This window comes from Fructobacillus apis (assembly GCF_023893635.1).
Taxonomy (GTDB): domain Bacteria; phylum Bacillota; class Bacilli; order Lactobacillales; family Lactobacillaceae; genus Fructobacillus; species Fructobacillus apis.
Genome location: NZ_JAMWYK010000007.1, coordinates 1 through 14,645, shown reverse-complemented (window position 1 = coordinate 14,645; position 14,645 = coordinate 1). Strand labels below are relative to the sequence as shown.

Annotated in this window: 10 protein-coding genes and 1 tRNA gene; 1 reads left to right on the top strand and 10 read right to left on the bottom strand. The window is 46.3% G+C overall.

The window, feature by feature from the left end; all coding sequences use genetic code 11:
- Positions 1–138: 138 nt before the first annotated feature.
- The 3 genes from fusA to rpsL form a co-directional block, all read right to left on the bottom strand.
- Positions 139–2,250 carry an elongation factor G gene (gene fusA, locus NFX39_RS05475; RefSeq protein WP_252443788.1) on the bottom strand — a complete coding sequence of 704 codons (2,112 nt, stop codon included), beginning with the start codon at positions 2,248–2,250 and terminating at the stop codon, positions 139–141.
- Positions 2,251–2,370: 120 nt separating this feature from the next.
- Positions 2,371–2,841 carry a 30S ribosomal protein S7 gene (rpsG, locus tag NFX39_RS05470; RefSeq protein ID WP_252443786.1) on the bottom strand — a complete coding sequence of 157 codons (471 nt, stop codon included), beginning with the start codon at positions 2,839–2,841 and terminating at the stop codon, positions 2,371–2,373.
- A gap of 16 nt (positions 2,842–2,857) precedes the next feature.
- The gene (gene rpsL, locus NFX39_RS05465; protein WP_252443784.1) at positions 2,858–3,271 is read right to left on the bottom strand and encodes a 30S ribosomal protein S12; all 414 of its coding nucleotides are present in this window, start codon (positions 3,269–3,271) and stop codon (positions 2,858–2,860) included.
- 636 nt (positions 3,272–3,907) lie between these two features.
- Here rpsL and NFX39_RS05460 point away from each other — a divergent pair.
- Positions 3,908–4,558, top strand: a complete 651-nt coding sequence (locus NFX39_RS05460; RefSeq protein ID WP_252443782.1) for a prepilin peptidase — start codon at positions 3,908–3,910, stop codon at positions 4,556–4,558.
- 96 nt (positions 4,559–4,654) lie between these two features.
- Here the strand turns inward: NFX39_RS05460 and NFX39_RS05455 are convergent, their stop codons facing one another.
- The 7 genes from NFX39_RS05455 to NFX39_RS05425 all read right to left on the bottom strand — a co-directional run bounded on the left by NFX39_RS05455 (position 4,655) and on the right by NFX39_RS05425 (position 14,645).
- Positions 4,655–5,758 carry a DGQHR domain-containing protein gene (locus NFX39_RS05455; protein WP_252443780.1) on the bottom strand — a complete coding sequence of 368 codons (1,104 nt, stop codon included), beginning with the start codon at positions 5,756–5,758 and terminating at the stop codon, positions 4,655–4,657.
- A complete protein-coding gene (locus NFX39_RS05450) occupies positions 5,755–6,471 on the bottom strand; it encodes a hypothetical protein (RefSeq protein WP_252443778.1) in 717 nt (238 codons plus the stop codon). Before NFX39_RS05450 ends, NFX39_RS05455 begins: the two co-directional genes overlap by 4 nt.
- Before the next feature lie 121 nt (positions 6,472–6,592).
- Positions 6,593–9,070, bottom strand: a complete 2,478-nt coding sequence (locus NFX39_RS05445; RefSeq protein ID WP_252443776.1) for an ATP-dependent Clp protease ATP-binding subunit — start codon at positions 9,068–9,070, stop codon at positions 6,593–6,595.
- A 129-nt stretch (positions 9,071–9,199) separates the two neighbouring features.
- Positions 9,200–10,318, bottom strand: coding sequence for a peptide chain release factor 2 (prfB, locus tag NFX39_RS05440; protein ID WP_252443774.1), 1,119 nt, complete (start codon positions 10,316–10,318; stop codon positions 9,200–9,202).
- A gap of 46 nt (positions 10,319–10,364) precedes the next feature.
- Positions 10,365–12,776 carry a preprotein translocase subunit SecA gene (gene secA, locus NFX39_RS05435; RefSeq protein WP_252443772.1) on the bottom strand — a complete coding sequence of 804 codons (2,412 nt, stop codon included), beginning with the start codon at positions 12,774–12,776 and terminating at the stop codon, positions 10,365–10,367.
- Between the two features lie 156 nt (positions 12,777–12,932).
- Entirely contained in the window at positions 12,933–14,243 is a 1,311-nt protein-coding gene (gene serS, locus NFX39_RS05430; protein ID WP_252443770.1) for a serine--tRNA ligase, read from the bottom strand.
- A 330-nt stretch (positions 14,244–14,573) separates the two neighbouring features.
- Positions 14,574–14,645 (bottom strand) — tRNA-Ile (locus NFX39_RS05425).

Sequence of the window (14,645 nt, the reverse complement as noted above, 5' to 3'; positions counted from 1 at the left end):
TGGGCCGGAGGTGCTTCGAAGCGCGCAGCGCGTTTTTCCATGAATAAAAAAGTCAAAAGCGACTGAGATTGGATTTTTGGGCACAAAAAAACCAGGCTAGCAGAGCTAACCTGGTTATTCATCAGACTCGGTTGAAGCTTAAGCTTCTGAACCGTGGGCCTTGATGATTTCTTCTTGGATGTTCTTTGGCACAGCTGAGTAGTGGTCAAATGACATCTGGAACGTACCACGTCCTTGCGTTGCTGAACGCAAAGTCGTTGCATATCCGAACATTTCTGACAATGGCACTTGAGCTGAAACAGCCAAAACAGCACCACGGTTTTCTTGTCCTTCGATCAAACCACGACGTGCGGAAACGTGTCCCATCACATCACCAAGGTTTTCTTCAGGAACAACGATTGAAACGGCCATGATTGGTTCCAAGATAACTGCACCGGCAGTCTTAGCAGCTTCCTTCAATGCAAGGGAAGCGGCGATCTTAAATGCTGATTCAGAAGAATCGACATCGTGGTAAGAACCATCGTACAAACGGGCCTTCAAGTCAACCAATGGGAATCCAGCCAAAGGACCAGCGTTCAATGAGTCCTTCAAACCTTGTTCAACTGAAGGGATGTATTCACGAGGAACAACTCCACCGACGATGTTGTCTTCGAATTCGAATCCAGCACCTTCTTCGTTTGGAGAGAATTCGATCGTAACATCTCCATACTGTCCCTTACCACCAGACTGACGCTTGAAGAATCCACGAGCTGAAACAGTCTTCGTGAAGGCTTCACGGTAAGCAACTTGTGGCGCACCAACTTGGGCGTCAACGTTGAATTCACGCTTGATACGGTCAAGCGTGATGTCCAATTGCAATTCTCCCATTCCGGCGATCAACGTGTCACCCGTTTCAGGGTTCGTTGAGGCACGCAATGAAGGATCTTCTTCAGACAACTTTTGCAAAGCAGTAGCCAACTTATCTTGGTCGGCCTTCGTCTTAGGTTCGATGGCCAATTCGATAACTGGTTCTGGGAATTCCATTGATTCAAGAATCAATGGGTGAGCCGTATCAGTCAATGAGTCACCAGTAGTGGTGTTCTTCAAACCGATCGCAGCGGCGATGTCTCCTGAGAAGACTTCGTCGATTTCAGTACGTGACGTAGCGTGCATTTGGAGCAAACGTCCAACACGTTCACGCGTATCTGACGTCGTGTTTTGTACGTATGAACCTGACTTCAATGAACCAGTGTAGACACGCATAAACGTCAAACGTCCAACGAATGGGTCCGTCATGATCTTAAATGCCAAAGCGGCGAATGGCTTTGAGTCATCGGCAACCAATTGAACTTCTTCATCAGTCTTTGGATCAGTTGCTTCGTATGGGCGAACTTCCAATGGTGATGGCAAGTAGTCAACAACGGCATCCAACATCATTTGAACACCCTTATCCTTGTAGGCAGAACCTGCAAGAACTGGGTAGAATTCGAGGGCCAACGTTGCGCGACGGATAGCTGCCTTCAATTCGTCAACAGAGATTTCTTCTCCGCCAAGGTACTTGTCCATCAATTCTTCGTCGACATCAGCAACCGCTTCAATCAACTTTTCGCGACGTTCTGCCACGATGTCCTTGTAGTCGTCAGGAATTGGCTTTGGTTCCCATGATGAACCGTGTTCATCAGTTGGGTAGTAAGCTTCTTCTTGGATCAAGTCAATAACACCTTCGAAGTCGTCTTCGGCACCGATTGGCCATTGGATGGCTTCGGCGTTAACTTGAAGACGCTTGTGCATTGATTCAACTGACATACCAAAGTCGGCACCCAACTTGTCCATCTTGTTAACGAAAACAATACGTGGAACGTTGTAAGTCGTGGCTTGGTGCCAAACAGTTTCGGTCTGTGGTTCAACACCAGCAGCCCCGTCCAATACGGCTACGGCACCATCCAAAACACGGAGGGCACGTTCAACTTCGATCGTGAAGTCAACGTGACCTGGCGTATCGATGATGTTGACACGGAATGGGTCGTTTTCGTATTGGTCAGTAAATCCGCGCCATACGGCAGTAGTAGCGGCAGATTGGATAGTGATTCCACGTTCCTTTTCTTGGTCCATGAAATCCATTTGTGATGCACCATCGTGGGTTTCACCAAGCTTGTGGATCTTACCCGTGTAGTACAAGATACGTTCAGTCGTCGTCGTCTTACCGGCATCGATGTGGGCCATGATACCGATGTTACGCGTACGGTTAAGCTCGTATTCACGTTTAGCCATAATTATCTCCTAATTTTTTCAATTATTTGCAATAAAAAGCGACCTAGTTTTAGTTCGCTTTTTAGATGAAACTATTTGCAACAAGCGTTTGCCTAACCGGAAGGTTAAGCAGCGCTTATCCTACCAACGGTAGTGAGCAAAGGCACGGTTGGCTTCTGCCATCTTGTGCGTGTCTTCGCGCTTCTTAACAGATGCACCGTTTTCGTTAGCTGCATCGATAATTTCCTTGGCCAAACGTTCGTCCATTGTGTGTTCGTTACGCAAACGAGCGTAGTTAACCAACCAACGGAGTCCCAAAGTCGTACGACGTTCTGGGCGAACTTCGATTGGAACCTGGTAGTTAGATCCACCAACACGGCGGGCCTTAACTTCCAATACTGGCATGATGTTTTCCATGGCTTGTTCGAAAACTTCCAATGGATCGTTACCAGTCGTTTGCTTAATTTGGTCGAAGGCATCGTACAAGATAGTAGATGCCGTTCCACGCTTACCATCAACCATCAAACGGTTGATCAAACGTGATACCAACTTTGAGTTGTAAATTGGGTCAGGCAAAACTTCCTGACGCTTCGTGTAACCTTTACGTGGCATGAGTTTTCCTTTCCTATTACTTCTTAGGAGCCTTCGTTCCGTACTTAGAACGAGAAGTCATCCGACCGTCAACACCGGCAGTATCCAACGCACCACGAACAACGTGATAACGCACACCAGGCAAATCCTTAACACGACCACCACGGATCAAGACAACAGAGTGTTCTTGCAAGTTGTGACCGATTCCTGGGATGTATGCCGTAACTTCAAACAAGTTTGACAAACGCACACGGGCGTACTTACGCAAAGCTGAGTTAGGCTTCTTTGGCGTCAACGTACCAACACGGGTAGCAACACCACGCTTTTGTGGGGCAACGTTCTTCGTTGCCATCTTCTTCATTGAGTTGTAGCCGTAGTTCAAAGCTGGTGAGTTTGACTTCGTAGCTTGAGACTTACGTGACTTACGAACCAATTGGTTAATTGTAGGCATCCTACTATTCTCCTTAGTTTTATTTCACAGTTCCAGGTGTATCATTTTTGTCAATAAACAAAAGTGCTCCCGGAAGTCCTGCTTAGACTTGCCTTTACACCGCCCTTTGCAGCGACGTCGCTGACAAAAAGAGCTAATGACTTAAAAGCACGTTGAATATAATAGCAGGTTTATAGGGAATGTCAAGGCTTTGATAGCGCCTTTTTTGAAGAAATTTGTTAAGAATTTCTTGGCTTTGTTTGGGCTGGATTTTCTTGCTCCTCGAAAAAGGTGAACTTTTAAAGTGGCCGGCATTTTAAGGCTGACAAAGTCAGGGGCGACTGTGGCGATTTACTGGCATTCAATTCGAGTGAGTGCCGTTGAAAGGTAATGGATTGAAATGACCGGCGATTTGGGGATTGAAAGTTAAAGGAAGTGGATGGGAAGTGGGCGGCGGTGCTGGGGTTTGAACGTTAAAAGAAGTGGGTTGAAAGTGGGCGGCGAGGTAATTGTTTGATTCTACGCCAGGCGATTTTTAAGGTCTTGGGCGGCGATTTTATTGTTTGATTCTACGCCAGTCCGATTTTTAAGGTCTTGGGCGGCGTGGTAATTTTTCACGCCCTGCGATAATTTCTTCCGGCCCGCGTATTATTCGGCATGGAAAAACTAATACTCTTTTTAATTCAATCAACCATTGCGTCCTTCATCTGCTGCCTGGCAGACCGTTCGGTATCGGGCGTTCCCCTCTTCAAGGCCCGCTCCTTTTGCTTTAGCTGTGAGCGAACCCTGCGGTCGTACGAGCTCGTTCCGCTGTTGTCGGCACTATGCCTCCGCTTCACCTGCCCGAGCTGTCACCAGCGCTTTACGGGCGTCTTTGAGTGGCTCTTCTATGAAGGAATCGTGCCGCTTTTATTGACCTGGACCTTTGATCCTGGTGACGCGCGCAGCTGGCTGTGCTTCCCACTCCTCTTTTGCGCGCGCCAGGATCAACAGAGCCAAAGTGCGAGCACGGATTTCCTGTGGCTGTTGGCGGGGGCCATCGCGGTTTGTCATCACGTTATCCCGGCGGCACTTTTCGTATCGCTGCTGCTTTTTGGGTGCGCCTGGTGTCGATGGTTGGGGGTGGGCGATGTCCCAATCGTTGTGCTGGGGTGGTTGGAATGGGTCGGGGCTGACTTTGGCATGTGGCTGATGATGGCGAGCGTTATCGGACTAATTCAGGCGATTTATACGAAAACGAGACGCATCCCCTTCATCCCCGCTCTGTTGTTTTCCTGGTTGTTGATGCTGCTTTTTAAGGGCATATAAAAACGCGCCCCTTACAGGCGCGCTAATCATAGCAATAAGAAATTTCGTAAGATCTAAACTTTGCTGGATATCTAAATATAGTATCGGTAACGCAGCTTATTTAATAACTTTTAAAAGCCTATTTTTTAGTATTTCCTGAGCTTTTTTTCCAGTTCCTTGCACCTCTAAATCGGCAGCCGATATTTCTAAGAGATTTGTTTGTAGTTGTAGATCTGAATCTCTTTCCTCATAGTGATAAATATCTCCATCAGCAAAATCCATAAAACAAAGTAACAAGGCTCCCATCCCGGTAGTTTTTAGAAATACACCTCGCCAAACTTGTTCATCGAATTGTGCTTTAAAAGCACTCAGATACCTATTCAAACTCCGCAAAAATCGATTTGAATCAAAATCATCGTTTCTTTTAATAATCTCGCCTTTAATGTAATCAATCATAAATGCAAGTGAAATCGAACCTTCACCCGTTCCCAACATTTTTATTTGATTATATAAGCTTGAAGTTTTGTTTTCATTAAGGGCTTGTACCACTGACTTTATTCGGTTCAACGGAGCATACTCCTCTTCATCAATATTACTGTACAAGTCATAAACTATAGATTTATTTACCTTTCTTTGATTGGCATTAATATCAATAAAAACCCGTGTTGCTTGTGGAAGATCGCTATCAGGTAACAGCATCACAGGGATTTCAATATCTACGTCAGAAATATGGTACTTTTCAAAATATCGAGCAATCCCTAACAATCTGTGCTGGCCATCAACAATAGTGAATCGGACTTTTTCGTCTAATTCTAGGTTATTTTCTTCAATTTTTTCTGATACTAATTTAGTCCCATCCTCATCATCATATAAATTAACTCCCAACACTAATGGTGTCGTAAAAAGCAGACTTTTTTTATCAACGTTTTCATGAATAAAATCAGCTATCGAATTAATACGAGATAGATTAGTTCTTCGTTGGATCCCCCGCTCACGTTCCTCAGCAATAACACCGGTTTTCTTTTCTAGATCTCGAATATACTTAAATGCATCTTGAATATCCTTCCGACTGTTTCTATAAGGAAATCGAAATTCAAAATCTACATGTTCTATCAAATATTTAGCATTCATCTTAGTTACAAGATACTCACTCGATAGTTGACTAATTTTGAAGTAAGGTATTTTTTTAACCATTTTCTTTTTTCTACTATCTCCAGTCATTTATTCAAATCTCCGAACTTTAGATTTTCGTCATCCTCATCATCCATAACTTTTTCTTGGGTGAAATTAAAGGATTCTACACTCGCTCTCATTTTTTTCTTTTTTATAAAAGAAAATCCAAGTTGCACGGCTAAACTTATTATTTGAGCTCCAATAACTTCAACATTTTTTAAGCATAAACCTAGCACCAAAAGCAAAATAGAGGAAATAACAACTATCCATTCTTTTTCTTCAAGCATTTTATTGAATGTGATCTTAAGATTCTGTTCCTCTTTAATTTCAATAGTATCGTCATATAAAAAACTATCTTTTTTAAATGCATAAAAATACTTGTGCGCATCAGGGTTGATAGAGAACATTTCAAATGATTCATCTTTCAACTGCCTTTTGTAATTCTTTTTTTGCTCATCTAAAAATTTTCTCGCACGATTTATCGTTTTGGACAAATCGTCTTTTGTCCATACAATAACCAAAGATAATTGTGGATCTGATTCATAAATTATAAATCTATCGCCACTGACATCGTTATGAATCATGATATATTTTCCAGGACCCAATATTACGTCCAAAGCATCACTCAAATCATCGTCTAATAATTCTTTTGTCTTTTTCTTAGCTACCTGTCCGTTACTATTGATTATTTTTCTTAGATTGGATTCGGATTCAATATTATCTAACAATATTTGAATCACCCCTTTAACTGGTAAATTCACAACTTCTCCCCTAAAAAACTTATTATTACCATTATATGGCAACAAATACGTTTATTTCAACGAATGTTCTTTTTAACACGCAATATAAAAACGCGCCCCTTACAGGCGCGCTTAAAACGACTTACTTAATTGTTTCCTTCTCTTCAGCCTTTTGGATTTTCAAAGTGATTTCACCCTTTGAAGCACCAATCATCACCATGTCGGCGGTTGAAATCTCGCCGGATAGCAAGGCCTCGGAAAGCTTGTCTTCAATTTCCGTTTGAATCAAACGACGAACGGGACGGGCTCCGTATTCACGGTCGTAGCCATCCTTAGCAATAGCAGCAACCGCCGCCTTCGTCATCTTAATCTTCACACCTTGTTCGGCCACGCGTTCGAGCAATGACTTAGACAAGAGGCGTACAATTTGTTCAACTTCTGGTTCTTCGAGGGCATCGAAGACGAGCACTTCGTCAATTCGGTTCACGAATTCTGGACGGAAAGTTTCCTTCACCGTTTCGCGAATCTTCTTGGCGACGGCCTCGTTGTTTTCCTTCAAATCAACGGAACCGAATCCAACCGTCTTTTCTTCACGCAAACGGGTAGCACCCAAGTTCGACGTCATGATGATAATCGTGTTTCGGAAGTTTACCCGACGGCCCTTCGAGTCCGTCAAGAAACCATCGTCGAAGACTTGAAGCATCAGGTTGTAGATGTCCTGGTGGGCCTTTTCCACCTCGTCCAACAACACGATGGAGTACGGGTGCTTGCGCACCTGTTCCGTCAACTGCCCGCCGTTGTCATATCCAACGTACCCAGGGGCAGAACCAATCAAACGTGATGATGAGTAACTTTCTTGGTACTCAGACATATCAATTCGAATCATGTTGTCTTCGGAACCAAAGACCAATTCGGCTAAGGCCTTTGCCAATTCCGTCTTACCAACACCGGTTGGTCCAAGGAAGAGGAAGGAGCCCATTGGGCGCTTCGGATCGGCTAATCCTGAACGGGAACGACGGATGGCACGGGCCACCGCGTTAACCGCGTCCTTTTGTCCGATGACGCGCTTACCCAATTCCTTCTCCAAGTTGATGAGCTGGTCGGATTCGGCCTGCTTCAACTGGTTCAACGGCACACCGGTCTGCTGTGAAATGACATCGGCAATGTCTTCTGACGTCACCTTCATGTCGTAGTGATTGTTTTTATTTGACTTCTTTTGTGCACGGGAAACGGCGCGGTCAATCTTTTGACGTAGGGCAATTTCTTGCAGGCGCAAATCAGCCGCACGTTCGAAGTCCATGTCTTCGATGGCTTCGTCCTTTTCCTTTGTGATGTTAGCCAAAGCCGTGCGGTCCTTGTGGATTGGCGTTGAACGATCAACGTCATCGATTTGGACTTTGGCAGCGGCTTCATCCATCAAGTCGATGGCCTTGTCTGGCAAGAAGCGTCCCGTAATGTAACGAGATGACAATTTCACGGCAGCCTGGATGGCATCCTCTTCGATTTCCACCTTATGGTAGGATTCGAACTTTGGACGAATCCCCTTCAGGATGGCGATTGCTTCATCCGTTGACGGTTCGTTTACCGTCACTTGAGCGAAACGACGTTCAAGGGCACCGTCTGCCTCGATTGACTGTTGGTATTCGTCAAAGGTCGTGGCACCGAGCAACTGCAAGCCACCACGAGCCAAGGCTGGCTTCAAGATGTTTGCGGCATCGATCGCTCCTTCGGCCCCACCAGCACCGACCAGGGTGTGCAATTCATCAACGAACAAGATGACTTGGCCGTCTTCTTCAATTTCATCGATGATTTGCTTCAAGCGGGCTTCGAATTCACCACGGTACTTCGTACCAGCAACCAGTGACCCCATGTCCAAGACCATCAGGCGCTTGTGCTTCAAATTGTCGGGCACCTGACCCTTAACAATGCGTTGGGCCAAGCCTTCGGCGATGGCCGTCTTACCAACACCGGGTTCACCAACCAAAACGGGGTTGTTTTTTGTTCGACGGGACAAGATTTGAACGACGCGGCGCACTTCTTGATCGCGGCCGATAACCGGATCCAAGTGCTTCGTGCGCGCAACCTGTGTGAGGTCACGACCCAGCTTGTCCAAAGTAGGTGTTCCTTCAAGTGGCTTTTGCGCCATCTTGCCCTTCTTCATCTGCTTGCGCAAATCAGAAATACCCAAGCGACGCAGAATGGCCTTTTGCAAGTCCGTTAAATTGACATCCAAGGATAGCAAGACGCGAGCTGCCAAGATGGACTGGTCTTGAATCAAGGACAAGAGAATGAGTTCGGTTCCCACCTCGTCTTGACCAAGCGTTTCCGCCTGTTCCTTCGCCCAGTTCAAAATTGAGCCGGCCTTTGGTGAGTAAGCCAAGTACATCTTCTGGTCGAATTCTTGTTCCACACCGAAACCGGTGTAGTGTTCGATTTCTTCTTGAACGTCCTTAGCCTGTACTGAAAACTCGGCAAGGACCTTACCAGCTACTCCTTGCTTTTCCATGGCCAAGGCCAAAAGCAAGTGTTCCGTTCCGACCGCTAAGTGGCGGAAGTACTTGGCTTGGTCCTGGGCGATAGCCAAAACCGTTTTTGCTGAATTTGTGTATTGTGCTGCCATGTTTTCTCCTTTATTCAAAACGAAAACGAGCGAATTAAAACTTGGAACTATTATAACGCAGATTTTGCCATCCGTTAAAGGGTGGGCATTATCAAGATTGAAAAAAGCAGGCCTTCGCCTGCTTTTTCTTTAGTCTGGGTTTTTAAGTGACAATTGCCACTGCAAGTAGGCGTTGATCAACGGATCTAATTCACCGTCCAAGACCGCTTGTGGTTGGTTGCTTTCGTAACCCGTCCGGTGGTCTTTTACCATTTGATATGGGTGCAAGACGTAGGAACGAATTTGAGAACCCCAACCGTTTTCCATCTTTTCACCCGCCAAGGCCGCACGTTCCGCTTCCTTCTTTTCAAGTTCAAGCTGGTAAAGCTTTCCCTTCAAAAGGCGCATGGCGTAATCACGGTTTCCGTACTGGGTACGTTCAACCGTTGATGAAACGACGATTCCAGTTGGTTCGTGGGTCAAACGCACACCGGTCGAAACCTTGTTAACGTTCTGTCCACCTGCTCCACCGGAACGGAACACGTCCATCTTGATGTCGTCTTCGCGAACTTCCACTTCGATTGAATCATCCAATTCAGGCATGACATCGATTGAAACAAACGACGTGTGACGACGTCCAGCAGAATCGAAAGGTGAGATACGCACGAAACGGTGCACACCCTTTTCAGAACGCAAGAATCCGTAGGCGTTGTGCCCAGAAATCTTCAACGTTGCGGAATCGATTCCGGCTTCATCGGCGGCGTTGTAGTTCAACACTTCAACCTTGAAGTCGTGGTCGTTAGCCCATCGGGTATACATCCGGTAGAGGTTTCCACCCCAATCGGCTGATTCCGTTCCACCAGATCCTGGGTGAATTTCCAAGATGGCGTTGTTGCCATCGTATTCCCCAGTCAGCAACTGTTCCAGGTTGTAAGCCGTCACAGCGTCTTGGGTCTTTTCGACCAAGTTGCCCAACTCTTCTGCAGAGTCTTCATCGTCTGGATCTTCCGAAACGATTTCAATCAAAACATCGATTTCATCGGCCGCTTCACCCAATGCTAAGAAAGAGTCGCGACGCTTCTTCAAAACGTTCGCTTGGTCGATGATCCCTTGTGCCTTTTGCTGTTCGTTCCAGAAGGAAGGTTCCGTCATTTGGTTTTCAAAGTCGGCAATTTCTTCCGTTAACGCATCGAGGTCGAGCGTCTTCTCGAAGCCTTCAACCTCCTTGCGGATGCCGGCCAAGGCTTGTTTGGCTGCCACTACTTCCATGGCTTTTCCTCCCATAAGAAAAGCGAACTCATCGTTCGCTTCGTACTTAGGCTGACATGTTTGAACGAATTTCGGCCTTCATGAAAGTCCGAGTTGCATCGTATTCGATGTCAGCAATCATTTTGTTAAAGTTAGCAAATGCTTCGTTTTGGTATTCAACCAATGGGTTCAACTGACCGTATCCACGAAGTCCAACACCTTGACGCAAACGGTCCAAGGCATCGATGTGGTCGGTCCAGTGTTGGTCCACAGAACGGAGGATAACCACGCGTTCGAAGGCCAAGAGTTGGTCTTCGTCGTAAAGGTCTTCCTTCTTGTCCGCCAAGTTATCCAAAGCCAAGTTGTACAACTTGTCCTTGATTTCATCGCGGGTCAAGTTTTGCAAACGAACGGCACCGTGCTTTGGTGAAGTCAATGAAGATTCAAGGAACTTCGTGATTTCATCCAAGTGCCATTCCTTTTGATCCTTACCAGGTGTTTGCGCATCAACCACACGAGCAATTGTACGCTTAACCATTGGCAACAAAACGTCGTCCAAGGACTTCTTTTCATCCAAGACTTGGTCACGTTCCTTATAAATCAATTCACGTTGTTCACGAACAACGTCATCGTATTGCAAAACGTTCTTACGAGTGTCGTAGTTGTTTCCTTCGACACGCTTTTGAGCAGATTCAACGGAACGTGTGATCCAACGGTGTGTAATCACCGTGTCGTCTTCGTCCATGTTCATGCGCTGCAAGAGGGCACGAACCTTTTCGGCACCGAAACGAATCATCAAGTCATCTTGTAATGACAAGTAGAACTGGGAGAATCCGTGGTCTCCCTGACGTCCGGCACGTCCACGCAACTGGTTATCGATACGGCGTGATTCGTGACGTTCGGTCGCAATCACGGCCAAACCACCAAGTTCGTCGATACCAGGGCCCAACTTAATGTCGGTTCCACGACCAGCCATGTTGGTTGCCACCGTAACGGCACCCTTTTGACCAGCGTTTGCGATGATGTCCGCTTCCTTTTCGTTGTTCTTGGCGTTCAACACGTTGTGTGGAATGTTGTGGGCCGTAAGCAACTTATCAACTAATTCAGAAGATTCAACGGAACCGGTTCCAAGCAAGACGGGTTGTCCCTTCTTGTGCAACTCAGCGACGCGGTTAACGACCGCGTTGAACTTTGACTTCAACGATGGGTACAAGAGGTCAGGTTCATCGATACGTTGAATTGGACGGTTGGTTGGGATTTCAGTAACTTCCATGTTATAAATCTCAAGCAACTCTTCTTCTTCAGTCTTGGCCGTACCCGTCATACCAGACAACTTCTTGTACATACGGAAGAGGTTCTGGTAAGTGATTTGAGCCATGGACTTGTTTTCTTCGTGGATTTCCACACCTTCCTTGGCTTCGATTGCTTGGTGCAACCCGTCAGAAAGACGCGTTCCTTCAGAAATACGTCCAGTTGATTGGTCAATCAACTTTACTTCACCCTCTTGAACAACGTAATCCTTGTCGTTCAAGTAGTTGAAGTTGGCTCGGAGCGCTTGGTCCACGTGGTGGGTCAAGGCCGTGTTTTCAGCATCGTACAGGTTGTTCAAGTTGAAGAATACTTCAGCGGCCTTGATTCCCTCAGGAGTCAGTGACGTGTTCTTTGATTCTTCATCAACCTTGTAGTCTTGGTCACGCGTCAACGTCTTAACGAAACGGTCAACACGTTGGTACAAAGGTGAGATACCTGAACCTGGACCTGAAATAATCAATGGTGTACGGGCCGTATCAATCAAAATTGAGTCGGCTTCATCAATCAAAGCGTAGTGCAAACCACGTTGCATTACGCGGTCTTCGGCACGGTTCACCATGTTGTCACGCAAGTAATCGAACCCGATGTTGAAGTTCGTTGAGTACGTGATGTCGGCGTCGTAAGCGGCACGCTTCTTTTCAGGTGAATCATCACCAACGTTAACACCAACTGAAAGGCCAAGCCATTCGTAAAGCTGTCCCATCAACTGCGCATCACGCTTTGACAAGTAATCGTTAACCGTCACAACATGCACACCTTGACCAGCCAAGGCGTTCAAGTAAACCGCCATCGTGGCCGTCAACGTCTTACCTTCACCAGTTTTCATTTCGGCGAGGTTCCCACCGTGCAAAACGATGGCACCCATAATCTGAACGTGGTATGGATATAGTCCGAGCACACGCTTTGCTCCTTCACGAGCAACGGCGAATGCTTCGGGAAGCATGTCGTCAAGGACCTTGGCCATGGCTTTTTGCTGAGCCTTTTCGTCCTTAACTCCCGCCATTTCTTTTTGAATGCGAATTTGGAATTCTTGGGTCTTCTTTTGCAAGGCCTCATCGGACAAGGCCGCCATGTCGTCCGCAAGTGCTTCGACCTGCTTTGCGACTTTGTCAATTTTCTTTAATTTGTGCTTGGAATTATCAAGCATCTTACGAATTGGATTTGCCATCGAATTATCGGTATTCGGTTACCCGAATACGCCCCCTTCATAGAAAGTAGTGATTTCTCTGAATTTATTTTGAAACTAGTCTCTATTATAGCAAAAAAAGCCGAAAAGGAACAGACTAGAGCCATTCCTCTTCAGGCCTTTTTTAATGTTTTAATCTTAGTGGTGTGGCGTTTTGTTCAAGAATTCTTGACCACCCATGTATGGGCGAAGTGCTTCAGGAATCGTCACGGTTCCATCTTCGTTTTGGTAGTTTTCCAAGATGGCGGCAACCGTACGACCAACCGCCAAACCAGAACCGTTCAACGTGTGAACAAGTTCCAACTTGCCTTCAGCGTTGCGGTACGTGATGTGCATACGACGAGCCTGGAAGTCCTTCGTGTTTGAGACAGAAGAAATCTCGCGGTACGTATCTTGTGCCGGCAACCAAACTTCCAAATCGTGGGTCTTAGCAGCTGAGAATCCCATGTCTCCAGTTGAAAGCGTAATGACGTGGTATGGCAAGCCCAACTTTTGCAAGATGTTTTCGGCGTTGTTCGTCATCTTTTCAAGTTCGATGTCTGATTCATCAGCCTTTGAGAACTTCACCATTTCAACCTTGTTAAACTGGTGCAAACGAATCAAACCACGTGTATCACGTCCGGCCGCCCCAGCTTCCTTACGGAATGATGGTGACAAAGCCGTAATTGAGATTGGCAAGTCTTCTGCAGGAATCGTTTCACCTGAGTAGTAGTTCGTCAATGGCACTTCGGCCGTTGGGATGTATGTTTGATCCAAGTCTTGCACGCGGTAAGCATCGTCTTGGAACTTAGGGTATTGACCCGTTCCAAACATCGCTGAATCGTTCACAACGATTGGCGTGATCATTTCCGTGTAGCCTTCTTCACGGTGTTGATCCAACATAAAGTTGTACAAGGCACGTTCCAAACGAGCACCGTCACCAACGTAGTACAAGAAACGGGCACCTGAAACTTTGGCGCCACGTTCAAAGTCCAAAATTCCGAGGTCTTCACCAATTTCATAGTGCGGCTTCAACCATTCGGGTGCCTTTTCCAAAGCGTGTGGACGAGTGGCGTAGTCGGCCGGTGCCCACTTGCGAACTTCAACGTTGCTGTCTTCATCTGGTCCAACAGGAACATCGTCTTCGGCAATGTTTGGCAAGTGCGTCGCGATTTCCTTAACGGCAGCTTCGGCATCGGCCAATTCTTGGTCCATGTCCTTGATTTGCTTAGCCACTTCTTGCATTTCAGCGATGGCAGCCGATGCATCTTCTTTTTGACGCTTGGCAAAGGCGATTTTATCAGACGCTTCGTTCCGCTTAGCCTTCATTTCTTCAACCTTAGCAATCAAGTCACGACGCTTTTGATCCTTTTCAAGCAACGTGTCTAACGTTCCTTCTTCAACGCCACGGTCTTGCAACTTCTTTGATGCTTCTTCCTTGTTCTTACGCAAGTATTTGATATCAAGCATATTTCCACTCTCCTTTAAAACAAAAAGCGCCTTTTCATCCGACAAAAGTCAGGGACGAAAAAGACGCAATCCGTGGTACCACCCAAATTCTACAGGCTAGCTGTAGCACTCATTTTCCGATAACGGTGGGAACCGAGCAGCATTACCTGCTAAACGTGACTCATTGGAGTTTCAACCGGGTAGCTCTCAGCAGCCGCTACCTTTCTGTATGGGTTTACTTATGATGAGTTGATACCTATATTCTAGGGCATGAGGCTCGTTCTGGCAAGCAAAACTTTTGGTAAACCCTATAAAGGCACAAAAAAAGACATACCGAAGTATGTCATTTGATGGGCCATCCTGGATTCGAACCAGGGACCTCTGCGTTATCAACACAGCGCTCTAACCAACTGAGCTAATGGC

Bases quoted from the DNA above. Each gene is read 5' to 3' on its own strand.
- fusA (WP_252443788.1), bottom strand. From the start codon at position 2,250: ATGGCTAAACGTGAATACGAGCTTAACCGTACGCGTAACATCGGTATC.
- rpsG (WP_252443786.1), bottom strand. From the start codon at position 2,841: ATGCCACGTAAAGGTTACACGAAGCGTCAGGAAGTTTTGCCTGACCCA.
- rpsL (WP_252443784.1), bottom strand. From the start codon at position 3,271: ATGCCTACAATTAACCAATTGGTTCGTAAGTCACGTAAGTCTCAAGCT.
- NFX39_RS05460 (WP_252443782.1), top strand. From the start codon at position 3,908: ATGGAAAAACTAATACTCTTTTTAATTCAATCAACCATTGCGTCCTTC.
- NFX39_RS05455 (WP_252443780.1), bottom strand. From the start codon at position 5,758: ATGACTGGAGATAGTAGAAAAAAGAAAATGGTTAAAAAAATACCTTAC.
- NFX39_RS05445 (WP_252443776.1), bottom strand. From the start codon at position 9,070: ATGGCAGCACAATACACAAATTCAGCAAAAACGGTTTTGGCTATCGCC.
- prfB (WP_252443774.1), bottom strand. From the start codon at position 10,318: ATGGAAGTAGTGGCAGCCAAACAAGCCTTGGCCGGCATCCGCAAGGAG.
- secA (WP_252443772.1), bottom strand. From the start codon at position 12,776: ATGGCAAATCCAATTCGTAAGATGCTTGATAATTCCAAGCACAAATTA.
- serS (WP_252443770.1), bottom strand. From the start codon at position 14,243: ATGCTTGATATCAAATACTTGCGTAAGAACAAGGAAGAAGCATCAAAG.